20 protein-coding genes are annotated in these 23,817 nt (G+C 46.6%); 4 read left to right on the top strand and 16 right to left on the bottom strand.

What is annotated here, in order from left to right; all coding sequences use genetic code 11:
* Window positions 1-97: 97 nt before the first annotated feature.
* Window positions 98-2,578: a cysteine peptidase family C39 domain-containing protein gene (locus tag MCJ35_RS25505; RefSeq protein ID WP_025484631.1), complete on the bottom strand. Its 2,481-nt coding sequence runs from the start codon at window positions 2,576-2,578 to the stop codon at window positions 98-100.
* A gap of 229 nt (window positions 2,579-2,807) precedes the next feature.
* Here MCJ35_RS25505 and MCJ35_RS25500 point away from each other — a divergent pair, with 229 nt between their 5' ends.
* Window positions 2,808-3,092, top strand: coding sequence for a hypothetical protein (locus MCJ35_RS25500; RefSeq protein ID WP_240299698.1), 285 nt, complete (start codon window positions 2,808-2,810; stop codon window positions 3,090-3,092).
* Here the strand turns inward: MCJ35_RS25500 and MCJ35_RS25495 are convergent.
* From MCJ35_RS25495 to MCJ35_RS25475, 5 genes are all read right to left on the bottom strand, one after another.
* Entirely contained in the window at window positions 3,089-3,754 is a 666-nt protein-coding gene (locus MCJ35_RS25495) for a hypothetical protein (RefSeq protein WP_240299697.1), read from the bottom strand. The genes MCJ35_RS25500 and MCJ35_RS25495 overlap by 4 nt on opposite strands.
* 689 nt (window positions 3,755-4,443) lie before the next feature.
* Window positions 4,444-7,446, bottom strand: coding sequence for an InlB B-repeat-containing protein (locus MCJ35_RS25490; protein WP_025484632.1), 3,003 nt, complete (start codon window positions 7,444-7,446; stop codon window positions 4,444-4,446).
* Between the two features lie 164 nt (window positions 7,447-7,610).
* The gene (locus MCJ35_RS25485; protein ID WP_008723116.1) at window positions 7,611-8,123 is read right to left on the bottom strand and encodes a DUF4446 family protein; all 513 of its coding nucleotides are present in this window, start codon (window positions 8,121-8,123) and stop codon (window positions 7,611-7,613) included.
* A 23-nt stretch (window positions 8,124-8,146) separates the two neighbouring features.
* A complete protein-coding gene (locus MCJ35_RS25480) occupies window positions 8,147-9,070 on the bottom strand; it encodes a ParB/RepB/Spo0J family partition protein (protein ID WP_008723115.1) in 924 nt (307 codons plus the stop codon).
* Window positions 9,070-9,840, bottom strand: coding sequence for a ParA family protein (locus tag MCJ35_RS25475; RefSeq protein ID WP_025484633.1), 771 nt, complete (start codon window positions 9,838-9,840; stop codon window positions 9,070-9,072). The genes MCJ35_RS25480 and MCJ35_RS25475 overlap by 1 nt, the downstream gene beginning before the upstream one ends.
* 282 nt (window positions 9,841-10,122) lie before the next feature.
* Here MCJ35_RS25475 and MCJ35_RS25470 point away from each other — a divergent pair, with 282 nt between their 5' ends.
* Together MCJ35_RS25470 and MCJ35_RS25465 are read left to right on the top strand one after the other, a co-directional pair.
* A complete protein-coding gene (locus MCJ35_RS25470) occupies window positions 10,123-11,073 on the top strand; it encodes an alpha/beta fold hydrolase (RefSeq protein WP_025484634.1) in 951 nt (316 codons plus the stop codon).
* 115 nt (window positions 11,074-11,188) lie between these two features.
* A complete protein-coding gene (locus MCJ35_RS25465) occupies window positions 11,189-12,019 on the top strand; it encodes a deoxyribonuclease IV (protein WP_008723112.1) in 831 nt (276 codons plus the stop codon).
* Between the two features lie 343 nt (window positions 12,020-12,362).
* Here the strand turns inward: MCJ35_RS25465 and rsmG are convergent, their stop codons facing one another.
* The 10 genes from rsmG to MCJ35_RS25415 all read right to left on the bottom strand — a co-directional run bounded on the left by rsmG (window position 12,363) and on the right by MCJ35_RS25415 (window position 21,781).
* A complete protein-coding gene (rsmG, locus tag MCJ35_RS25460; RefSeq protein WP_025484635.1) occupies window positions 12,363-13,112 on the bottom strand; it encodes a 16S rRNA (guanine(527)-N(7))-methyltransferase RsmG in 750 nt (249 codons plus the stop codon).
* Between the two features lie 14 nt (window positions 13,113-13,126).
* Entirely contained in the window at window positions 13,127-15,004 is a 1,878-nt protein-coding gene (gene mnmG / locus MCJ35_RS25455) for a tRNA uridine-5-carboxymethylaminomethyl(34) synthesis enzyme MnmG (protein ID WP_025484636.1), read from the bottom strand.
* A gap of 26 nt (window positions 15,005-15,030) precedes the next feature.
* On the bottom strand, window positions 15,031-16,410 hold the full coding sequence (gene mnmE / locus MCJ35_RS25450; protein WP_025484637.1) for a tRNA uridine-5-carboxymethylaminomethyl(34) synthesis GTPase MnmE: 1,380 nt from the start codon (window positions 16,408-16,410) through the stop codon (window positions 15,031-15,033).
* A 106-nt stretch (window positions 16,411-16,516) separates the two neighbouring features.
* Complete coding sequence (jag, locus tag MCJ35_RS25445; protein ID WP_008723108.1) at window positions 16,517-17,299, bottom strand: RNA-binding cell elongation regulator Jag/EloR; 783 nt, start codon at window positions 17,297-17,299, stop codon at window positions 16,517-16,519.
* A gap of 12 nt (window positions 17,300-17,311) precedes the next feature.
* Window positions 17,312-18,634 carry a YidC/Oxa1 family membrane protein insertase gene (locus MCJ35_RS25440; protein WP_008723107.1) on the bottom strand — a complete coding sequence of 441 codons (1,323 nt, stop codon included), beginning with the start codon at window positions 18,632-18,634 and terminating at the stop codon, window positions 17,312-17,314.
* A gap of 20 nt (window positions 18,635-18,654) precedes the next feature.
* A complete protein-coding gene (gene yidD, locus MCJ35_RS25435) occupies window positions 18,655-18,867 on the bottom strand; it encodes a membrane protein insertion efficiency factor YidD (RefSeq protein ID WP_008723106.1) in 213 nt (70 codons plus the stop codon).
* Between the two features lie 7 nt (window positions 18,868-18,874).
* Window positions 18,875-19,219: a ribonuclease P protein component gene (rnpA, locus tag MCJ35_RS25430; protein ID WP_008723105.1), complete on the bottom strand. Its 345-nt coding sequence runs from the start codon at window positions 19,217-19,219 to the stop codon at window positions 18,875-18,877.
* Window positions 19,220-19,318: 99 nt separating this feature from the next.
* On the bottom strand, window positions 19,319-19,453 hold the full coding sequence (gene rpmH / locus MCJ35_RS25425; RefSeq protein WP_008723104.1) for a 50S ribosomal protein L34: 135 nt from the start codon (window positions 19,451-19,453) through the stop codon (window positions 19,319-19,321).
* A 205-nt stretch (window positions 19,454-19,658) separates the two neighbouring features.
* Window positions 19,659-20,282: an ECF transporter S component gene (locus MCJ35_RS25420; RefSeq protein ID WP_025484639.1), complete on the bottom strand. Its 624-nt coding sequence runs from the start codon at window positions 20,280-20,282 to the stop codon at window positions 19,659-19,661.
* 101 nt (window positions 20,283-20,383) lie between these two features.
* Entirely contained in the window at window positions 20,384-21,781 is a 1,398-nt protein-coding gene (locus MCJ35_RS25415; RefSeq protein WP_008723101.1) for a hypothetical protein, read from the bottom strand.
* Between the two features lie 477 nt (window positions 21,782-22,258).
* On the opposite strand from MCJ35_RS25415, the gene dnaA reads away from it, so the two are divergent.
* The gene (gene dnaA, locus MCJ35_RS25410) at window positions 22,259-23,629 is read left to right on the top strand and encodes a chromosomal replication initiator protein DnaA (protein WP_008723100.1); all 1,371 of its coding nucleotides are present in this window, start codon (window positions 22,259-22,261) and stop codon (window positions 23,627-23,629) included.
* Window positions 23,630-23,817: the final 188 nt, after the last annotated feature.

Here is a 23,817-nt window from a genome sequence, read left to right as displayed (position 1 = left end):
GGTTATTCTAACCATCGCAGACAGCATATCAAAATTTAATAAAAAAGTCAACTCCTTCCAGACCATCACACAAAATCCGGAAGGAATTGACTTATTATTAATTTACAGTAAGCGCACACAGAAAATCATTCTGAAGTACCTTAAAATATTCCGTGGCATCATTCAGTCCCATCTTGGTGGTTTCCTGGGTCTGTGGATCATAAAGGGTTACATTATACTGGTCATATCCGGACAACAGCACATATCTCCCTGCATCCACATAGGCAATGACCGGGATTCCCTTATCAATATAATACAGGATCTGGTTCAGGCTGCATCCGCCCGCATCAATGAGGATCAGCCCCTCCTCGTACATCCTGCTTCCATCAAAGGATTCCAGGTACTTGGTCATCTTCCTCGCCTCTTCCACCGGCGACTTGATATTGCGGATGGGGCCTCTGTTAATCCTGTCCCATACAATATGCTGGTTCCCGTCCGTCACGAATCCCATCTGCCCATAAGCCATGTCCACGGCCGTACTGAAGCTTCTGGAGGACCCCAGATAATGACCCCCGCCGTAAGCATGGAACACCATGCCTGTATCTGCCTGGGCCGTTGATGCATAACTGATATCAAGGGTACTTGAGAATTCATAGGAAAATGCCTTTGGCGCTGATATATCTACCTTGTCCCCGTTTAAATCCGAGTCAGCCTGTACATAATAGACCCGGCCCCGGTCCTGGGAGGCAAAGTACCCAATGCCCTTTAATTCCCCGTCATCCACCTTCTGGTTACAGACAATGGTGTCCTGGTCCTGATACATATACTGGTTTTCACTGAGACGCACCAGGCGTTTCAGATGGATACGCCCATCCTCCGCCACCACGTCCGAGATATAGATGCCGTCCTTCCTGTACTCACTTTCCACCTGCATCTCATTGTCCACAATATACATGGCGTACATGGGCATGCCCTTCGTCCGTCCATTAACAATCCATTTATCACCAGAACTGCTGAAACCATAAATCAGGTCATTGCCCACAAATCCCAATACCCTGACAAAATCCCCCTCAGCTCCCGCTATCTCCTGTTTCTGGGCCGTATTAAAATCCATGACATGGACCTTCTCCGACTCGTAGAGGCTGGCTCCGTCCTGCCATGCAATCCTGCTTCCGTCCCCGCTTACCGCAAAACTGCCTTTGGTAAGCCCCTGCGCAACCACAAGGGATTCATTACTCTTTAAATCAATACCGTATACGCTGCCCTCCAGCATCAGGTACATCATGCTGTTCTGGCTGAGATAGGACAGGTTGTTGACATCCTCCCTGACCTTCTCAAAAGATTCCGATGAAGCCAGATAGAACTTTTCATTGACCGTGTCCTTCTCCGCGTCGTAGCTGTAATATATGACGCCCATGCGGCCCTCGTATTTCCCACGGTTCATATAGCCGTATACAAGGAAATCCACGGTGCCATCCTCCTGGACGGACAGTATTTTCACATCATGTCTGTCATACCTGCTCCGTACCCCGTCATCCTTGCTGCTGTCAAATGTAAAGATGCGCACCAGCTCATTATCAGTCTGGTCATAGCACCACAGGTCCCCTCCCGTCTTAAATGCAAGATAGCGGGATTTGGGGCTTTTAACAGACTTAATCATATTGTCATTGGTAATGCCCAGAAGAATCCGTTTACCGGAAAATGCCTCCCTTTCCCCTGTAAACATCTCATTGGCATTGCGCTCATAATTCATCAGGTAAATCCGCTTCTCATTCCACTTCATGGTGAAATTATCTTCCGTATCAACCAATGTCCTGGTATTATCACTCTCAGTGATTGCCACCGTATACCTGACCTTTACCTGGCCCATGATACCGTCAAATTCCTGCAGTGTCACCTGCGGCTCCCCCGCCATTTCCACGTCAAGTCCGTCCCAGGTCAGATGGCTGAAGCTGGCCCTGATTGTCACATGTCCAAGACTGCTGTTGTCTTCTGTATCATTTGTCTCCAGATAAGACACCAGCTCCCTTGCCTGCTCATAATCCAGGCTCTTTCTGGAAAATTCCTCTGCCAGGCTAACCATGTCGTAAGCATAGTTGTTATCCGGCCACACAATCCTGGTATAATAGCGAATCTGGCTTTCGCTGGTGCTTACATTAAGAGTAAGATAATACGGCTCATTCCTCATCAAAAGGTTCTGGATGGGGAGGACCGCCGTAGTAATCCCTTCGGAACTGTCCCACTCCGTTATATCCGTGCGCTCAATCAGCCTGTCCAATGACAGGTTTCTCACCTCATAGCTGATTCCTGTTATGGTATTGCCATATTCCGTTATCTTAATCCCCAGTTCACGGTTTTCAGGCAGCACAGAGATACTGTCCCTGGCCGCCTGATTGCCCATGTCCTGCATATAACCGTGCAGGCAGTTGATTTCTTTTCCATTTAACTTGGTATACACAACAGGAAGGGAAGGTTCCTCCATGGAAGTGTAGACCGTGTTTTCCTTTTCCATTGTGTTCCTGGCACTGACAAAATATATTACAAGGGCCGCTATAAATATCAGGAATAAGATTCCTGCTTTCTGTAATGTTCTTTTCATATGTGTATCTGTTCCTCATAGACAGGTTATTTTGGTTATCTCTTATTTTATATAATAACCAGTAAAACTACAACTTAATCTTTTCGAAATTTTGTGTAAACCCTTTGCCAGATTGAAAACGGAACATCAAAACAATGGTTTATCGGTTCCTATATAAAACAAATCCCCCTGGCACACCGTCTGTTATGCATCTCATTCAGCAACAGGACTTTAATCAGATCCCTAAGCCATGAAGGCCTATAAACCGGTTTTGGCGGCGGCACTGGTCTCGGTGGTCTGGGCGGCGGCACTGGCCTGGGTGGCGGTGGCACCGGTCTCGGTGGTCTGGGTGGTGGCGGCACTGGCCTGGGCGGTCTGGGTGGCGGTGGCACTGGCCTGGGTGGTGGCGGCACCGGTCTGGGCGGTCTTACCGGTCCCGGCCCCTGGGGTGGCCTGGGTGGTGGCGGCACTGGTCTGGGCGGCCTTACCGGCCCTGGCCCCTGGGGTGGCCTGGGTGGCGGTGGTACTGGTCTAGGCGGCCTTACCGGCCCTGGTCCCTGGGGTGGCCTGCCTGGCCCCGGCCCCATCGGCGGTCTGCCTGGCCCTGGCCCCATCGGCGGTCTCTCCGGTCCCGGCCCCATCGGCGGTCTGCCTGGTCCTGGTCCCATCGGCGGTCTCTCTGGTCCTGGCCCCATCGGCGGCCTGCCTGCCCCCGGTCCCATCGGTGGCCTGCCTGGTCCTGGTCCCATCGGCGGTCTGCCTGGTCCTGGTCCCATCGGCGGTCTCTCTGGTCCTGGCCCCATCGGCGGCCTGCCTGCCCCCGGTCCCATCGGTGGCCTGCCTGGTCCTGGTCCCATCGGCGGTCTCTCTGGTCCTGGTCCCATCGGCGGCCTGCCTGCCCCCGGTCCCATCGGTGGCCTGCCTGGTCCTGGTCCGATCGGTGGTCTCTCCGGTCCTGGCCCCATCGGCGGTCTCTCCGGCCCTGGTCCCATCGGCGGTCTGCCTGGCCCTGGTCCCATCGGCGGTCTCTCCGGCCCCGGTCCCATCGGCGGCCTGCCTGGTCCTGGCCCCATCGGCGGTCTCTCCGGCCCCGGTCCCATCGGTGGCCTGCCTGGTCCCGGTCCCATCGGATTTCTTCCTCTCATTTCCTGAGTCTCCATCCGCTCTTCCATAGAACGGATATCGGATTTGCCACATCCATGTACATGATTCGAAGCATCTGCATCAGGTTCCTCTTGATTCACATTCCGCAATCCCTGATTCTCCCTGACTGACTCTGTCTCTATCCTATAACATTCTTCAGGCAGCGTTTCATCTTGAACCACATCCGGATCATCATCCGAGGAATCTATATCCAGACGTTTCATATCATTATGCAGTTCCTCCATCTCCAGAGAACTTCTGTCAGCCTCTGTTATGTTCCACATACCGCTGACCCGCTCCGCGCCTTCTGATGACATGACTGTATCACAGATAGTATCACACAGTCTGTTAACCATCAGTTGGTCCGGATATTCGTCATACATGGGGCTGTTCTTATAGTCCAGCCTGTCGCACGCCTCTGATACATATCCCTGAAGTATCTTTATCCCAGACGGATACATACTCTTCAGATATTCAATATCCTGCATCTGATCTCCCTTTTCCAATTTACTCTTACCAATATCATATGCAGGAATTTCCCAGACTGCCCCTTTCTTTTTTAAAAAAACAAAAACCTCAATCATTCAGCCAATACCGGAAAGAAAGATGATATCTGGCTCCCCAGAATACCAGCCTGATAAAAATGGAAAAAATAGTAAAAATTTTCCGTCTTCCATACTGTATGGCAGTTGTCAAATCATAACCTTCTTACAGATTACAATCACTCCATAACCGTATAAAGACTAACGGCATGGCATGGCAGGCGTACAGCACGATGTCAATCCCGGACAACACGGAGGCAATGGCGGACAACAGGGCGGCAATCCCGGATAACACGGCGGCAATAGCGGACAACAGGGTGGCAATCCCGGACAACATGAAATTTCCCAAACCGCATAAAGTATGATATCGCCAGATAATGAATCAATGATTTCTCCTGGACTATAGCCAATTCCGCTCCCATCCGGACGGGTATTCCAACCGGCAAATACATAGCATGGACGTACAGGCAGGGAATCATTGATGATGATTTCCTGTCCTTCCTGGAATGATTCAGGAAGGGGAATCCCACAGGCAGCAGGACCGTTATCATCATTGGCATCATACGTGATGATAAGATAAACCTTTTCCCATCTGGCATACAGGGTTATATCCCCCATGGTTCCCTGTACAATGCGTGTAACCTGGTTCCCACCTTCCATAGCATCAAACCAGCCAGTGAAACGGTATCCGCTAACAGGGCCAGGAGTCGACAATATGATATCCGGATCCGTCACCTGGTAGGTATCCGGGTTTGAGTTAGAAGCGCCCATAAGATTCCCATACCGGATTGTATACTGTATTGGAGCAAGCAGTATCTGGGAAGAATCATCGCTGAGACGTATTTCCCAGCCCTCAAAGTCAGAAGGCGGCTTTAAAAAAGCGTCCCGGTCATCATCAGTCAGTTCTGCATAAGGCGGTGACGCCTCCCCGATTACAATAGCAGTTCCTGCTTCATTTGGACTCACGTATCCTGAATTATCAATTTGAATTTTGAATCCGGATATAAGAGGTCCCTCAATCCGGACTACAGCGCTTCGCGAAGATATATAAACCCCGTTTGTGACATCCCGCAATCCTTCCGTGTAAAAGTCTCCCTGGTTGTAAATCCCAGGTGCATACAAAGCAGCGGTATTTGCTCCTTCACCGCCAAAAGACACCGAAGCGGAAAGCGTTGCCGAAGATTGGACTGCGTTATAGATACCGCCTCCCACATCGGCGCTGTTCCGGCTGACCGTACCCCCGTTAATCAGCAATTGCCCGTCCGTATTGTTATAAAAACCGCCGCCGTAAACAGCCTGATTCTCAAGGATACTGCCGCCGCCCATGGTAAAAATGCTGCCGCCATGATTATAGACCGCACCACCATAACGTAAAGAGCGGTTATCATGAATGGAACCGCTTATAAAGTCAATCCGCGACTGTTCAGCCGCACTGATTCCCCCTCCATATAAAAGAGCGCTGTTATCAGCAATCTCTGCCTGACCGGAGATAGTCACATTGCCCGGGACCACACAGATGCCGCCGCCATGGTTACCAAAGCTGCTAGCGCGCCCATCTGCATGATTACCGGTAATCTTTACCTGATCCATAAGAATAAGCGTTCCCACATCACTGTTAAAATAAATCCCTCCTCCATTGCCTTCATAGGATGAATTTCCACTAACAGACGTAGTACCATGAAGTGTCAGCTTATCACTGGTTCCGCCATGCCAGATGCCTCCTCCGCTGTTGCTGTCTGCGATATTGCCGGACACCACGCTGTCCGTAATATCCGTAATGACCGCTCCCAAAGACGAAGAAAACCGGAGTCCTCCGCCTTCCCTGCCGGCCATATTTCCAGTAATTGTATCATTTGTTATAAAGATCTGCGAAGAAGTCCCCTTAAGGCTGTTAGCATAATAAAAACCTCCGCCGGATCCCCCTGCAGTATTTCCTGTAATCGTAGTTTCCAGTATATCGGTAATACCGCCAGCGCTGCTCATCAGCAGACCGCCCCCGTTTTTCACTGCGCTGTTGTCTGAGACCGAACATTTACTCATGCGGAAAGAAAAAGAGCCGGGACCGCCGAACAAACGGATTCCTCCTCCCTCTTCCGTGGCAGTATTCCGTATGATCCTGGTCTCATTTAGGGAAATGATGACAGGACGGTCCATACTATCGTTCTGGAACCATATACCGCCACCAGACCCGGAGGCCCCATTCTGCGCCGTATTATCTGATATGACGGTCTCAAGTAAAGCCATGCTTCCCCCGGAATCACTGAGCAGATAGATGCCTCCGCCCGTTCCACCTGTATTATGTGTTATGGATGAATTATCAATCACAAGATCCGCACTGCCGGAGGGCGCCCTGTAACAGATTCCGCCACCATTGTTAACCGCAGTATTTTCAGTAATGGAGACTCCCCCCTTCACACTCATGCGGTCCCCATCATTTACCCCATAGAAATAAACTGCCGCCCCATGGACCGCCGTATTGCCTGAAATGATAAGTGTCCCATCCAATGAGAGAAAGGAAGGGGCGCTATTGCCGTCCTGGTAACCGGAAAAGTAGATACCGCCGCCAGTGGAAGATGCGGTATTATCCGTAACCTGTACATTTCCCGAAACAGAAAGCGTACCTCCAAGTCCCACGATTGCAGGATAAAAGTAGACACCGCCCCCATGATTGGCCGAATTATGGTCAATCATGGCCTTATCAGAAATGGAAACTATATCATCCTGACTGCTTAAGGAAATGGACACGCCTCCGCCATTGGTCCGGGAGGAACAGCCTGTGATCCGTGCATTGCCCGTCATATGGAACTGGTTCGTGTAGCTCCCGCCATTATATAGCAAGACCCCTCCCCCTGCCCCATATGAAATGTTATTTTTAAGGACCACTCCCTCATCCAGATAAAGGGCGCCGCCCGTTACATAGATAAGGGAACGTGCCGCAGCGCTGGTTTGATCATGGTATTGGGACTGCCCATCAATGATAGTATGAGCCAGCCTCAGAATGCCTCCGTTCTGAATCCTGAATAAATAGCTGTTGTATTCCGGGGCCTTGTAAATCGTATGGGTTTCATCCATAAGGCTTTCTATTGTAACATCATACAGAATATTAATCTGGGAAGTAAGCGGGAAATCGTCAGTTATCTGTATGAAAGGTTCCTGATTACGCAATGCTGCTGCCAGCTGCGCCTGACTTGATACCTGTGCCATATGTTTTCACCTGCTTTTTTATTGATATATTATTTTATGCGCCCATTGGACAACATGTACCACCGCCAAGTCCATCCCTGCTTCTATCCCACAAAAAAAGGACATCACGGAATGCAGAACAGATCCATCGCATTCCATGTGTCCTTTATATTCATTCATCAGTACTAACTTTTCTTCACATATCCCAAGGCCTGTTCCAACGCCTCCTGTTCCTCGTTGCCAAGGACAATATCCGTCTGTCCCATATCCACTTCTTTGATATACAGATAGCATCCCTCCCTGCTGTGTACGCAGTTCATGACAAATCCGCTGTTGGTATAATCCAGGACCGCCAGGGCAAAACTCAGGTTTCCTCCCATGCCTTTGAACGCATTATATTTCACAACACCATATTTCTGAAAGGACGCCCTGAAATTACGGTTCAGGGTACGGATTGAATCCTTATTACTCCTGTCTTCAGCCCTCAGGTCCCGAAGCTCATCAATCTCATCCATGATTATATCTTCCAGGGTTTCCGCATCTTTTCCCCGCATGAAATAATCATATTTGCGGTCCAGCCTTCTAAGCTTAGTCATTGTTACAATTACCAATATCAGCAGCAAAACCACTAATATCACAAGTCCCATAATAATGTATGCGGGGTCAAATGGACATAGATTTAAAATGCTGTTCTCCATTGTATATCTTCACTCCTTTGTGTCTAACGAATAGATTCAATCATCTCCACAATCCGCTCTAGTTCTGCTTCTGAATAATATTCAATTTCTATCCGGCCTTTGTTTTTATCCTTGTTATGGATACTGACCTTGGTACCCATAATGCTCTTCATTCTATCTTCCAAATTTTGGTATATGATAGCTAACGCTTCGTCTTTCTTCTTATCTTTCTTCTCACTGCCATCATCATTGGCTTCCCTGGCCAGCTTCTTTACCAGACGTTCTGTCTCCCTTACACTCATACCTCCGTCCAGAATCATTTTAGCTGCCTTAAGCTGAAGCCCTTTATCATCCAGGGAAAGTAACGCCCTTGCATGTCCGCTGGAAATCATATTCTGAATCAGCATTTCCTGAATCTGTTCATCCAGCTTTAAAAGCCGCATGGAGTTTGTTATGGTTGCCCTGTTCTTAGCAACCCTTTCAGCTATCTCTTCCTGGGTCAGATGAAACTCTTTTACAAGCTGCTGGTATGCCAAAGCTTCCTCAATAGGGTTTAAATCCTCTCTCTGTACATTCTCAATCAGGGCAATTTCCATGCTTTCCTGTTTCGTATATTCCCTCAGTACAACAGGAATTTCCTTTAAACCAGCCATCTTTGCCGCACGCCATCTGCGCTCACCGGCTATAATCTCATAGAAAGTTCCCTTTTTCTGAACCAGAAGCGGCTGAAGAACACCATACCGTTTAATGGACTCAGCCAATTCCCCAAGCTGTTCCTCATTAAAGTCCTTTCTTGGCTGTTCCTTGTTAGGCTCAATCAATGCCAGCTTAACCATTCGTTCACTGGTATTCTCTTCCCCTTTATCAGCTGCCGCTGCTTTTGCCTTCGCAATATCCTCTTCGCTTTCCTTAATCACATCTTCGCCAAATATAGCGCCAAGGCCTTTTCCCAATCCCTTTTTAGCCATTACAACTCTTCTCCTCTGCTCATTACTTCTGCTGCAAGCAACCGGTAGCTTTCAGCACCTGTTGATCTGGAATCATAAAGGTTAATGGACATTCCATGGCTTGGTGCCTCTGCCAGACGGACATTTCTTGGAATAATGGTTTTGTATATGGTACGGTTCAGGCTGCTTTTAACACTTTCCACCACTTCCAGGGAAAGGTTTGTCCTGGCATCATACATGGTAAATACAACACCTTCCAACTCTAAATCCGGATTTAACTTTCTCTTTACAAGATCTACTGTCTTTAAAACCTGGCTTAATCCTTCCAGGGCATAATATTCACACTGTATTGGGACCAACACTGTATCTGCTGCTGTTAATGCATTGATTGTCAATATATTCAAAGATGGGGGACAGTCAATCAGAATAAAATCGTATGTATCACGAACTTGATTTAGATAGATGCTGAGCAGTTTTTCCTTTTCTTCCACTTCCTGAAACTCGATTTCAGCTCCAGCCAGGTTCATATCAGAAGGAAGGACATCCAGGTTAGGCTGTATTTCCTTTACAATACATTCATCAGCAGGCGCTTCCTCAATCAGCATATCATACACTGTCTTATCAAAATCTTCCCGTTCCAGTCCCAATCCGCTGCTGGCATTACCCTGGGGATCAAAGTCCACCAACAAAACCTTTTGACCTGCTTCAGCCAAACAGGCAGAAAGATTGATGGCTGTTGTAGTTTTACCAACCCCGCCTTTCTGGTTGGTTATTGTTATAATTCGTCCCATTTGTATTGATTCCTTTCTCGAAAAAACAAATCTTTCTTCGATTACTTTTACGATTATATCACAACTCCAATTCTTTTCCTATGACAAAATAGAATAAACCCGTATTTTTCTCATTTTATACAAAAAATGTTTCACGTGAAACATTTTTCTGTCTGAAAACTCTTAAGAATAATTTAATTCTCTAAACGTTGTAATAGCCCCCAGCTTGTATTATAATAGATAAAGCAAAACTACTTTTATTCAAATGGTATGAGATGACCAAGTTCAGGAGATTATAATTGAATGAAAACAAGGAATAAATTACTCACCTTACTTATACTATCAGCAGGAGCAGCTACTACTACTGCTCTTATTAATAAAGCAATTAAATTGTCCACAACCTCAAAGAATGTTTTAGGAGAACCAGAAGCCTTGTGCTATAAGTGGCGCCTTGGCAATATCCATTACACAAAATCAGGTTCCGGCAAACCAATTTTACTTATACATGATTTAACTCCTGCTTCCAGCGGCTATGAATGGAAGAACCTGGCAGGAAAGCTGTCTGAGTCATATACTGTATACACAATTGATTTATTAGGATTTGGACGTTCGGAGAAACCAAACCTCACCTATACAAATTACCTATATGTACAGTTATTATGTGATTTTATCAAATCAGAAATCGGTCATAGGACAGATATGGTTGCAACCGGTTCATCTTCTGCTTTAGGGATTATGGCCTGCTGCAACTCACCTGAACTATTTAATCAACTTATGTTTGTTAATCCTGAGAGTATTCTTTCCTGCTGTCAGGTTCCGGGCAAGAATGCCAAGTTATATAAGTTCATGTTAGACCTTCCAATTGTAGGAACCCTGATTTACCATATATCATGCAGTAAACAGGCCATTACTAAGGATTTTATGACTAACTACTACTATAATCCATATTCAGTTAAATCAGGATTGATTGATGCATATCACGAAGCGGCCCATCTGGGTGAATCGCCTAAGTCTGTCTATGCAAGCATTGAGTGTAACTATATAAAGTGTAATATTGTTAACGCATTAAAGAAAATAGATAACAGTATTTATCTGATTGGCGGAGGTGCTCTGGAAGATATTGATGAACGTATGAATGAATATAAAGAGTATAATCCAGCAGTGGAGACAGCAACTGTTCCAAATACAAAGCATCTTCCTCATATGGAAAAGCCTGCTGAGATTTACGAACTGATTCAAACTTTCTTATCTTAAAAGCAGTTAATGTTTCACGTGAAACATTCCGGTTCGGATAATTACTGTCCGAACCTTTTTTATTATATATAACAATCTATTTACTAACCATTATTTAATATGAAAGGAATAACTTATGATACGAATAGGATGCCATTTATCCTCATCAAAAGGATATGAATCCATGGCAAAGGACGCCATTTCAATTGACGCTAATACATTTCAATTTTTCACACGCAATCCAAGAGGCGGCAATGCAAAAGCAATTAACGAGAAAGATGTAGAACGCTTCTTAGCAACAGCAAAAGATAAGGATATCACTCCTCTCCTGGCCCATGCCCCTTACACATTAAATGCATGTTCCGCAGACCCAAAACTCCGGGATTTTGCAAAAAGAACCATGGCTGATGATTTGGTCCGAATGGAATATACCCCAGGTAATATGTATAACTTTCACCCTGGATGCCATGTAAAACAGGGCGTGGAAACAGGTATTACATACATCGCCCAAATGCTTAACGAAATACTTTCTCCAGACCAGACCACTACTGTCCTTTTGGAAACCATGGCAGGAAAAGGCAGCGAAATCGGAGGACGTTTCGAGGAGTTAAAACAGATATTGGATTTAGTTGATTTATCCGACCATATGGGTGTGTGCCTTGATACATGTCATGTGTGGGATGGAGGGTATGATATTGTCAATCATTTAGACGAGGTGCTGAATGAATTTGACCAGATTATCGGATTAAACCGTTTAAAAGCAATTCATCTTAATGACAGTCAGAATCCTCTGGGTGCTCATAAAGATAGACATGCAAAACTCGGAGAAGGATATATAGGTCTTGATACATTTAAAAGAATCGTCACACACCCAATATTAGGCAAACTCCCCTTCTATATGGAAACCCCTAATGATTTAGACGGATATGCGAGAGAAATCCACATGATGAGGGAGGCTGCTGGCTGATATTATCTGATAATAGAAATGATTATTTTTCAAGTTAAATGTATTAAAGAATACAAATATATGTTAAGAAAAGATAGATACATTTGAGAAGAGATATTTATAACAGATTTTTATAACAGATATCTATAACAAATATCTATTTATAACAGATATCTATCTATAACAAATATATTTATAGCTATTACAAAAATATAGTAAAAAAAGATAACGCATATACTTATCAAAATATGTATAACCTTAAAAAAGTAAGAAGATGGGCCGGAATGTTTCACGTGAAACATTCCGGCCCATCTTCTACTAAAATCTTCTACTAAAATCAAACCCTACCAACCAACCTCCCCCACTACTTCAACGGCTCCTTAGTAGGCAGTCCCGCCTTTCTAGGAAACTTCTTCGATACAGGCTTAACCTTCTCAATCATCACAAGGGATCTGGCTGCATCCGTGCCAGGCAGCACAAACTTCTCCACTGACTTTAACTTACCGCCCAAAAGCCCAATCGCCTTCTTTGCCTGATTCAATTCCTCATCAATCTCCCCTGATTTATAAGGAATAAAATATCCTCCCACCTTAACAAAAGGCATACAATATTCTGACAGACTGGCCAGGTTAGCCACTGCCCTGGATACACACAGATCATACACTTCCCTGTGTCCTGCCTGGCGTCCTATATCCTCCGCCCGTCCATGGACACAACACACACCTTCCAGGTGCAGTTCCGTACACACTTCCTCCAGCCACTTAACCCTTTTATTTAAAGAATCCAACAATGTTACCTTCAGCTCAGGAAACACAATTTTCAAAGGAATCCCGGGAAATCCAGCTCCTGTGCCGACATCAATCACATTACATGTCTTATACCATGCGTCACCGCCAACCTGCATTTCCTTCAACAGCCCAAATAGTGACAAGCTGTCACTAAAGTGTTTTGTCACAACCTCATTTTCTTCCGTGATGGCTGTAAGATTCATCACCTTATTTTTTTCCACCAGCATTTCATAATAAGAATAAAACTGTTCCATCTGGACATCGCTGAGCGTGATACCCAATTGCGCCGATTCCTGATTCATCTGGATGCGAAATGTCTCTGTCATATCATATAATCCTCTCACTGCTGTTTTCTCGCAAAGTGTACCAGCAGCACGGATATATCTGCCGGGGAAACGCCTGATATGCGGGAAGCCTGTCCAATGGTTGCGGGCTGAACCTTATTCAGCTTCTGTACAGCCTCCCTGCGCAGGCTTTTTACCTGGGTATAATCAAAATCCTCAGGAAGCAGCTTCCCTTCCAGCTTCTTATACTGCTCAACCTGCTGGTATTGGCGCTTGATGTACCCTTCATACTTAATTTCAATATTAACCTGTTCCCTAACCTCAGGTGACAGTTCCGGCCGCCTCTCATCCAACTCCCATAACTTCTCATAATCCAGCTCCGGCCGTTTAACCAGTTCCGCCAGGGTTACGCCTGATTTCAGCGGGGTACTTCCATATTTTTCCAAAAACTTCTGCACCATGGAATTCACCCCAATTGCCGTTCCCTGAAGCCGTTTTATCTCATGTTCAATCTCATCCATTTTAATAAGAAGCTTCTCATACTCCCCATCGCTGACAAGTCCAATCTCATGCCCAATCTTCCTCAGGCGGATATCCGCATTATCCTGCCTTAAAAGCAGCCTGTACTCTGCCCTGGAAGTCATCATCCTGTACGGCTCATGATTCTCTTTGGTCACCAGATCGTCAATCAGCACGCCGATGTACGCCTGGGACCGGTCCAGGACCACCTGGTCCCTTCCCATGATTTTCATTGCAGCATTCACACCAGCCATAAAGCCCTGCACCGCCGCTTCCTCATATCCGGAACTGCCGTTAAACTGTCCTCCTGCAAACAGACCTGATATCTTCTTAAATTCCAGGGTCGGCTTTAACTGCAGTGAATTGATGCAGTCATATTCAATTGCATATGCATTCCTCACAATCTTAACCTTCTCAAGTCCCGGCACGGTACGGTACATTGCATACTGTACATCTTCAGGAAGGGAACTGCTCATACCGCCCAGATACATTTCATTGGTATAAAGTCCCTCGGGTTCCACGAATACCTGGTGGCGCTCCTTGTCCGGGAACTTCACCACCTTATCCTCAATGGATGGGCAGTACCTTGGACCCGTACCCTCGATGGCCCCTGAGAACAGCGGGGAACGGTCCAGGTTACGTCGTATGATGTCATGGGTACCCTCATTGGTATAAGTCAGCCAGCAGGACACCTGGTCCTTCTGAACGCTTTCCGGGTCCGTTGAAAAAGAAAAGGGAACCACGCGCTCATCACCCAGCTGCTCTTCCATCTTAGTAAAATCAATGCTTCTCTTATCTACCCTGGCCGGGGTGCCTGTCTTAAACCGGAACATCTCAATCCCGTTCGCCTTAAGGGAATCCGTCAGATGGTTGGCTGCCTGCAGTCCGTTCGGCCCTGTGGGATTGCTGACATCCCCGTAGATACACCTTGCCTTCAGATAAGTACCTGTGCAGAGTATGACACATTTCCCCCTATAAACGGCCCCTGAAAATGTCTTAACGCCCCTGATTTCCCCTTCCTGGACAACAAGCTCCGACACCTCGGCCTGTCGTATGGTAAGATGATCCGTGTTCTCCAGCGTCCTTCTCATCTGCCTGCTGTAATCCTGCTTATCTGCCTGGGCCCTCAGGGAGTGCACGGCAGGTCCCTTGGATTCATTGAGCATCTTGGACTGGATAAATGTCTTATCAATATTCTTCCCCATTTCCCCGCCAAGGGCATCCAGCTCCCTTACAAGGTGGCCTTTTGAGCTGCCGCCCACATTGGGATTACAGGGCATCAGGGCAATGCTGTCCACACTGACCGTAAACATGATGGTTTCAAGACCCAGCCTTGCGCCGGCAAGGGCTGCCTCGCATCCTGCATGTCCGGCGCCAACAACAATCATATCATATGTTTCTTCCAAATACGGCATACGTTTTCATTCCTCTTTCATTTCAATCATTTTCCCATACAGAACCTGGCAAATATCTCATTCACCAAATCATCGTCCACTGCTTCCCCTGTAATCAGCCCCAGCTGCTCATATGCGTTCATAAGGTCAATGGAATAAAAATCCTCCGGCATGCGGTCCTCAATACTGCCCTTTACCATCAAAAGACTCCTGAGGGCCTGTTCCAATGCCTCTTTATGCCTTACATTTGTTATATAAACCTGGTCGTTAAACTTTAGCTCCCCGTGATAAAAGAGCCGTTTAATCTCCTGCTCCAGCTCTTCAATCCCCTGTTCCTCCTTGGCGGACACTGGAATCACCTTCTGTCCTGACATCCCTTCCAGCTCCTCCTTGCCGACCACAAGCTCAAGATCCGACTTATTGAGAAGGATGATGGACTTCCTGCCCCGGATGAACTCCATGATTTCCCTGTCGCTTTCATCCAGTGGCCTCGAACCGTCCACCACGAATATGATAAGGTCCGCGTCCCCGGCGGCGCGCCTGGCCCTGTCCACTCCAATCTTCTCCACCACATCCTCAGTGTCCCTGATTCCGGCCGTGTCCACCACGTTAAGGCTGATTCCCTGAAGATAGATATGTTCCTCCAGCGTGTCCCTGGTGGTTCCGGCTATTTCGGTTACAATGGCCCTCTCCTCCCCCAGAAGCACATTCATTAAGGAAGATTTACCTGCATTGGGCTTACCAAGTATGACTGTCTTGACCCCTTCCGTCATGACCCTCCCGTCATCCGCTGAAGCCAGCAGCCTCTTCACCTCCTCCACCATGGGATCAAGGCGCGCCAAAAGTTCTTCATCATACCCATCCAGGGAAATATGTTCCGGGTCGTCCAGTGCGGATTCTATAAATGCAATCTGATAAAGGATCTGGCTTCTCAGTTCCTTTATGCGCTTTGACACAGAACCGCTTAACTGGCTCACCGAGCTTTTAAGCGCATACTCATTGGTGGCATTAATCACATCCGCCACGGCCTCGGCCTGTGACAGGTCAATCCTGCCATTGAGGAATGCCCTCTTAGTAAACTCCCCCGGCTCCGCTGTCCTGGCCCCTGCGTGGATGACTGCCTCCAGTATCTTCCTCACCATAAGAATCCCGCCATGGCAGTCAATCTCCACCGTATCCTCAGCCGTATAACTGTGCGGCCCCTTCATGATCAGTACAAGGGCCTCATCCACCTTCTCATCCCCATCATAGATAAACCCATAGTGGACCGTGTGGGATCTGGCCTGGCTTATAGGAACCTGCCTGCCGTCCTTATTCCTGTATAACTTATCAATCACAGTAAATGCCTCATCGCCACTGATCCTTACAATCCCGATTCCTGAATTTCCCATTCCCGTGGCAATGGCTGCAATTGTATCTGTCCTCATCTTATATCCTTTCAATTCCCGCCTGACACGGACCATCCCATGCCAGCCAAATAGCGCAAAAGGCCGTCGCACTCTGCAACAGCCTCTTAAGCTTAAAATCTGTCAGTTATTCCTCATCTCCAGCAGCTGTCTCTTCGGACGCGCCTGATGAAGCTGTTGAAGAATAATGGCTGCGGCGGTTATTACCCTTATATCCGCCGGAAGACCTGTCATAGCGCCCGCCCTTACTCCTGTCGTAACGTCCTTTGCGTTCACCGCCGGACGCTTCCTTCTTAAGTGCAATCACCACATGGCGGAAAGGCTCCTCGCCCTCACTTCTGGTGGTAACATACTTGTCATTCTGAAGGGCCGCGTGGATGATCCTTCTCTCATAAGGATTCATGGGTTCCAATGAGACAGGCCTCTTGGTCCGCTTAACCTTATAGGCAATGTTCTTTGCCAGGGTCTCAAGGGTTTCCTTCCTTCTCTCACGGTAATTCTCAGTATCCAGCTTAACCCTCAGATACCCTTCGGTACCCTTATTCACGATCAGGCTAACAAGGTACTGGAGGGAATCCAGGGTCTGCCCCCTCTTCCCAATCAGGATACCCATGTCATCGCCTTCCAGGTTCAGGGAAAGCTCCTGCTCTTCCTCATTGTATGCAGCTATGATGGATACCTCCATATTCATGGCCCCAAAAATCTGGGATAAGAAATCCATGGCCTTATCCTCAATGGATTCCTTTTTCTTTGCACGAATAATAGCAGGTTTTGAACCGATTCCCAGGAATCCGGTGCTTCCCTTGTCAACCACTTCATATTCCAGCTTATCGCTGGTTGTCTGAAGTTCGATTAACGCTTTTGTAACTGCTTCGTCCACTGTCTTGGCAGTAACTGTAATCATATCCATACAAAACCCCTCCTATTTTTTACTTCCCTTATCGTGCTTTTCATTGTACTTAGCAACCATGTTTGCTTTGGATGCCAGGCTGCCCGGTTTGGCATTGTCATTATAATACTTGTTAGACTCCTCCACGATTGCCTTGGTCTTTGCAATCTTGGCCATCTGCGCAGTCTCAGCCTTTACTTCCTTTTCCTCAATCTTCTTAAGCATCTCGTCCACATTGCCAACCTTCGTTGGAGGAAGTCCCTTTTTAGCACGTTTCTTATTGGTCTTGTCAATATTCTTCTGAACCAGGTCGTCAATATTAACCTTATTCAGATAAGAGTTAATACCAACCTGCTGGATGATTGTAAACACACTCTGCGCAACCCAGTAAAGTCCGATACCGGATGCAAATGAGAAACAGAAGAAGACAGACATGAGGGGCATGGTCACGTTCATGCTCTTCATCATTCCGGCTGCCGGATTCTCATCGCTGTTGGTCTGGGGCTGGTTTGCAGTCATAAGCTTGGTGCTGTACCACTGGCTCAGACCAGCGAACAGAGGGATACAAAGAGCTGCAATTGCAGTCAGCAGGGTTGTCCCTTCCACCTTGTTAAAATAGTTCATGATGACCTGGAATGGTGTATATGCAATGTTCAGGCCGAAAAAGGTCTGCATGTTCTCAATGGCATCCACCACCCTGACACCTGTATCTGTCACGGCCTGTCCCACGGAAGCAAAGGAAGTCACCAGGGTATCCCACTGCTGTCCGGTGAACTTATATAATAAATCAATTACAGTATTAACATTGGTATAATCAAACTTATCAATAGGCATTTTCTGCGCCGCCGCCAGATCTGTAAAAGCCTGTGCTGTCTGGTAGCCGCTTGGAAGCTTGCTTATGATTGTCTCATAATATCCCCTTACCGACTGTACATAAGCAGGAATATTATAGATGACACGGTACAAAGCAAAGATGATAGGCATCTGTATCAACAACGGGAGGCAGCCGCCTGTCATGGAAGTCCCGTACTTCTCATAAACAGCCTTAATCTCTGTCTGCATCATCATTGCATACTTCTGGTCATTTTCCTTGCCCTTATACTTTTTCTGGATAGCAGAAATCTCCGGCTGCATTACTGCCATCAGCTTGGAGGACTGCTGCTGCTTAATGGTAAGAGGTATCATGAGAACCTTTGTTACCAGGGTAAACAGGATAATACACAGACCAATATTCTCAATACCGAAGAAACTTGTAAACTTAAACAGCCAATCCATGATCCAACCAAGGATATCAGCAATCGGCCCCAGAATACCGCCTGTTTTTGTCAATAGTACTGCGCCAGCTAAACCATTCAATACATTATACCTCCTAATCTCTACGGAACTGGATCATAACCGCCTTCTGCAAAGGGGTGACACCTGAGTATCCTTTTGCAGGCCAACCATGTACCCTTTAACGCACCATACTTTTTAAGTGCTTCAATGGCGTATTGAGAACACGTAGGTGTGTAAATACAGTGAGTTCTTAATTTAAGAGGAGACAGGAACCTCTGGTATCCTCTTACCAACAAAATCAAAAACCTTGTCATAATCACTTCACTTCGATTCTTTTAAAATGTGATGCAGTCCGCATAGGTGCAGATACGCACCTTCCAAATCTTTGTAGTCTGATTTTTTTGCAGCCACCCTGGCCACAACAATGATGTTTAATCCAGTCCTGATCCTACTATTATTTAAACGGAATATTTCTCTCAAAAGTCTTGTGATATGATGGCGGACAATGCTGTTGCCCACTTTCCTGCTGACAGAAATGCCAATCCGGTTCCCATCTTCCCCGCTTTCCATCACATACATCACAAGCAGTCTGTTTGCATACGAAGTCCCATGCTTATATATATCCTGGAACTCCCTGTTTTTCCTTACGGAAGGAAATCGTTTCATACGATTCTCCATTTCAATCTTCATACTGACAATCATTGTCTGAATAATTAAGAAAAGGCCACATGTTCCTGTGGCCCGCAGTTCTTTTGCTTCAAACAATTAAGCAGATAATCTAGCTCTACCTTTTGCTCTTCTGGCAGCAATAACTTTTCTACCGCCTACAGTTTTCATTCTGGCTCTGAAGCCATGAACTCTCGCTCTATGCTTCTTCTTCGGCTGAAATGTCATCTTCATAATCGGGCACCTCCTATCAAAATTATCTGGTAATGTGAAAACACACATTTAGACTAGTATAATTAAACATCTTCTCAATTATATAGAAGAAATCGGCCTTCGTCAAGCGGATTTTCGCAAAAAAACCACAAAAAAGGACAGCTTGAAAGCCGTCCCAATAAAATGTATGCATTGCCATTTTATATTACTATATTTAGTGCCGTAATCAGCTGTGGCTTGTGAAACGGAGCATTACTTTTCCAATAACTGCCACTAAAACCGCCGCGACGATTGCCTCAGGTATGCCGGAAGCGGTAACTGTCACCATGATCAGTCCCCAAACCGCATCAATTGCAACGTTCTTAGCCTCTGCGTACTGGGATGCAAACAGCAGGTAAATACTCCCCATGACAAAGACCGTATTCACCATGGATCCGATAAAACCAACCATGGGAAGCGCTGCCAGGACATTAAGCTTCACCTTCTTAAACAGGATCCAGAGCCATCCTGCAGCCACGCCAATCAGTATCCTGCAGCCGACGGAAACCCATAAAGCCTTAAACATACCGGGAATCCCGGTCATGCTCATGAACGGCGAAAATGCAAAGGACAGCAGTGTGGGCACCATGGTATTGCTTATCATGGAACAGATACCAAAGGTGGCTCCCAGAACCGCCCCTGCCAGGGGCCCCAGTAAAATTGCTCCCAATATGACGGGAATATGCACAGTTGTCGCCTTGATGACCGGAAGCTGTATCATCCCAAACGGCGTATTCGCCAACAGGATGACCACCGCCATCATAAGTGCAACACTTGCAAGCCAACGGGTGTCTCTCTTCTTGTTATTCAATTTTTCATCCTCCTGCTACTGTTCTTATTAAAAGATACAATGCAATGCTACTGTCTCATTATAATCCGCACAGGCAGGAGGAGTCAACGAAAATAATTGTATTAATTTAAGAACCACTGGGCGCCCAGTCCTGTAATGGTAAGGGCCGTAAGGATATACAGGCAGATGGACGTCAGGTATGCAAATGGGATGGAAAGTTTTAAATACTCCCTTGATTCCACCTTTGTATAGGCAAGGCCCCATGCAATCCAGGACTGTGTGATACAGGAACCCACGTTAACCGTTGTTGCCGGTATGGTGAAAACACAGTACAGGAAGGGAACAGAGAAATGTCCCACATTGGATAAAACCCCCAGGGTAGCCGCGCCGCAGCCAAACAGTGTGAACGGTCCCCTGAAAAAGCCCAGGATTGCCAGCGCCGCGAACAGGATACACACAACATACTCGCTGGTCGGCATGATGCCGCCGATTACTTCCTTGAAAAACGGGGAAGCATATGTAGCACACGTGTTGAACATGGGAAGTGTGAGCAGGAAACCGATCAGGGGAGCCGTGTCCACCACACCGTCATAATAAAGCTTATTAACCAGCTGGCAGTTCTCCTTAAAGGACCCCTTCATCCTGCCGCACAGGAACAGGGCCGCGAATCCCGCAATGATGAACCCGCCAATGACCGAAAAGTCAAGGGCGATTTTAAGCACCACCGGGACAACCGGAAGTAAAAGCGCTATCATGGGGGCATCCTTTACGGGCTGGGATCCGGGCGTACGGGACGCCCAGGCATGTCTTTTCTTCCCAAATTTCAGGTATACCGCTGTCAGGAGCGAAACCGTAACCACTGAAATAGCAAGCGCATAATATCCCCAATGGCCTGCATACCATGAAAATGAGAACTCCGGCATCTGGTCTGCCGGCAGGATGAATGCGCGGATCTGGGAGAACTGAAGCACGGGATTCAGATACATGCCCGCGGAAACAGATCCCATGAACGTGAACATGGCGATTGCTTTAGGGATACCAAGGCTCATCAGGATCGGCAGCACGATGACGCCGATGGCAATGACAGGGCCCGCTCCCATCATGGCCGTAAAAATAAAAGCAGTCACAACATTAAGAAGGACAATGGTAATGATCGGGCGGTCACCGCCCAGCTCCACTGTCTTGCGGATCAGCGTGGAGGCAATGCCTGTTTCCATAAGGACCCTTCCGAACCATGCGCCCCAGCAGACATTCACCAGGGTGGTTCCCCATCCTTCCGGGGCAGCCTGATAAATCTTATTCAGGATGGCCACCAGTCCCTTGCCTCCATCCCCGCCAAACTGAAGCACAGGATTATCCGCAATGAACTGCGGGGAGGAAATCCCCGCCCCAAAAAGGGAAAGGATGGTCCATAAAACAGAGATGACCAAAAAGCCGATCATCAGGTTATAGCCCTTGACACAATAATAGGCCAGTGCGAAAAACGTCAGGATCAGCAGAATACCAATTACAAATTCCATATAAATCCCCCTTTTTGTTGATAACTTTTATTAGTTGCATTAAAATATTAAAAATTTGTTATGTATCTTAACCTATTATAAACAATTATCTGATATTGAGCAATCAAACTCATGCATTTCTAACGTTATTATAACATATTCAATTGAGTATGGATTACTCTCCTTTGTGGATTTACATAAACTTATCCACAAAGTGTTGATAAGTTGTGGATAAGTATGTGTAATTGTCAATTTTTTCCCCAATGCGATCCGAGAATTCCATAATTTCCAATTATTTTCGGGTTGTGCACAACTCAAGATGGCTTTTCCGGCGGTTTTGTGGAAAAGCCGTCTATCCACACTGCTTTCACACTGCTTCCACAGCCTGTAAACAAAGTTATCCACATTTATTCACACTTGTCATTGAAAAAAAATTTACTTTAGTATACAATGTATTTAGATTGGGCAATTCTGCAATACAGTTTCAGGAGACAAGAAATGATCGATAAAATCAAAGAAAATTGGGAGCAGATCCTGCTTACCCTAAAAGAAGAACATGAAATATCCAATATCTCCTACAGTACCTGGCTGGAACCGCTTAAGCCATATTCTTTTAAGGATAACACAGTAATAATCATTGTTCCCGAACAGACCTTTTTACAATATGTAAATAAAAAATACGGATTTTTATTAAAGGTGACCATCTCGGAATTCCTTGAAAAGGAATGCGAGGTGGATTTCAAAGTCAAGGAACAAATCATAGAAAAAGAGGAACCGTCGGGGCCGCAGCTGATTCAGAAGAACACTGTAACCATAAGCCCGGACGTTATTCAGAGCGCCAACTTAAACTCAAAGTACACCTTTGATACCTTTGTGGTAGGCTCCAACAATAACCTGGCCCATGCAGCCGCCCTGGCCGTGGCGGAATCGCCGGGTGAGATTTACAACCCTCTTTTCATCTACGGAGGCGTGGGACTTGGCAAAACCCACCTGATGCATGCGATTGCTCACTTCATATTAAAGAACAATCCAAGCTCCAAGATACTTTACGTCACATCAGAAACCTTTACCAACGAGCTGATTGACGCCATCCGTAACAAAAACAACATAACAACAACGGAATTCCGTGAAAAGTACCGCAACAACGACGTACTCCTCATTGATGATATCCAGTTCATCATCGGCAAGGAAAGCACCCAGGAAGAATTTTTCCACACCTTCAACACATTATATGAATCCAAGAAGCAGATTATAATCTCCTCCGATAAACCTCCAAAAGAAATTGAAACACTGGAGGAACGCCTGCGCTCCCGTTTTGAGTGGGGACTTACCGTGGACATCCAGTCTCCTGATTATGAGACAAGAATGGCAATCCTGCGCAAAAAAGAAGAGATGGAAGGATATAATATTGATAACGAGGTAATCAAGTACATTGCCACCAACATCAAATCCAATATCCGTGAACTGGAAGGCGCGCTGACCAAAATCGTTGCCCTCTCCCGCCTTAACAAGTGTGACATAACCCTGGAACTGGCGGAGGAAGCCCTTAAGGACATCATATCGCCCAATGCCCAGCGGGAGGTCACCCCGGACCTGATCATCCAGATCGTATCAGACCATTATGGCCTGACCCCCCTTGATATCTCTTCCCAGAAGAGGAACAAGGAGATTGTATATCCGAGGCAGATTGTCATGTACCTTTGCAGGAATATGACGGATACCCCTCTCCAGACCATCGGACGCTACCTTGGAGGAAGGGACCATACTACCATCATACACGGTTCCGAGAAGATTGCAGGAGACATTAAGAAGGACGATACGCTTAAGAATACCATTGAGATACTGAAGAAGAAGATCAATCCACAATAGGCAGTGGGATCCTTGTGGACAGGCTGTTGATAACCGATCCATCCTGAAGGACTTGTGAACGGTTTTTAAGTACCTGTGGATAAACATTAAGTTTTACCATGGATCGGTGGATGATTTCCACAGATCATTCCACATGGACCTGGCCTTTATTCTCAAGGACTTTTAAGGGTTTTACACAAACCCACAGC

Origin of the sequence: Enterocloster sp. OA13 (genome assembly GCF_022440595.1) — a bacterium.
In the GTDB taxonomy this organism is placed as follows: Bacteria; Bacillota; Clostridia; order Lachnospirales; family Lachnospiraceae; genus Enterocloster; species Enterocloster hominis.
Note: the sequence above shows the minus strand (reverse complement) of the source record. Positions and strands in the feature narration are given on the sequence as shown.

Coding starts and splice junctions, on each gene's coding strand:
- MCJ35_RS25505 (WP_025484631.1), bottom strand. CDS start 2,578: ATGAAAAGAACATTACAGAAAGCAGGAATCTTATTCCTGATATTTATA.
- MCJ35_RS25500 (WP_240299698.1), top strand. CDS start 2,808: ATGAAGGCCTATAAACCGGTTTTGGCGGCGGCACTGGTCTCGGTGGTC.
- MCJ35_RS25495 (WP_240299697.1), bottom strand. CDS start 3,754: ATGTGGCAAATCCGATATCCGTTCTATGGAAGAGCGGATGGAGACTCA.
- MCJ35_RS25490 (WP_025484632.1), bottom strand. CDS start 7,446: ATGGCACAGGTATCAAGTCAGGCGCAGCTGGCAGCAGCATTGCGTAAT.
- MCJ35_RS25485 (WP_008723116.1), bottom strand. CDS start 8,123: ATGGAGAACAGCATTTTAAATCTATGTCCATTTGACCCCGCATACATT.
- MCJ35_RS25480 (WP_008723115.1), bottom strand. CDS start 9,070: ATGGCTAAAAAGGGATTGGGAAAAGGCCTTGGCGCTATATTTGGCGAA.
- MCJ35_RS25475 (WP_025484633.1), bottom strand. CDS start 9,840: ATGGGACGAATTATAACAATAACCAACCAGAAAGGCGGGGTTGGTAAA.
- MCJ35_RS25470 (WP_025484634.1), top strand. CDS start 10,123: ATGAAAACAAGGAATAAATTACTCACCTTACTTATACTATCAGCAGGA.
- MCJ35_RS25465 (WP_008723112.1), top strand. CDS start 11,189: ATGATACGAATAGGATGCCATTTATCCTCATCAAAAGGATATGAATCC.
- rsmG (WP_025484635.1), bottom strand. CDS start 13,112: ATGACAGAGACATTTCGCATCCAGATGAATCAGGAATCGGCGCAATTG.
- mnmG (WP_025484636.1), bottom strand. CDS start 15,004: ATGCCGTATTTGGAAGAAACATATGATATGATTGTTGTTGGCGCCGGA.
- mnmE (WP_025484637.1), bottom strand. CDS start 16,410: ATGAGGACAGATACAATTGCAGCCATTGCCACGGGAATGGGAAATTCA.
- jag (WP_008723108.1), bottom strand. CDS start 17,299: ATGGATATGATTACAGTTACTGCCAAGACAGTGGACGAAGCAGTTACA.
- yidD (WP_008723106.1), bottom strand. CDS start 18,867: ATGACAAGGTTTTTGATTTTGTTGGTAAGAGGATACCAGAGGTTCCTG.
- rnpA (WP_008723105.1), bottom strand. CDS start 19,219: ATGAAACGATTTCCTTCCGTAAGGAAAAACAGGGAGTTCCAGGATATA.
- rpmH (WP_008723104.1), bottom strand. CDS start 19,453: ATGAAGATGACATTTCAGCCGAAGAAGAAGCATAGAGCGAGAGTTCAT.
- MCJ35_RS25415 (WP_008723101.1), bottom strand. CDS start 21,781: ATGGAATTTGTAATTGGTATTCTGCTGATCCTGACGTTTTTCGCACTG.
- dnaA (WP_008723100.1), top strand. CDS start 22,259: ATGATCGATAAAATCAAAGAAAATTGGGAGCAGATCCTGCTTACCCTA.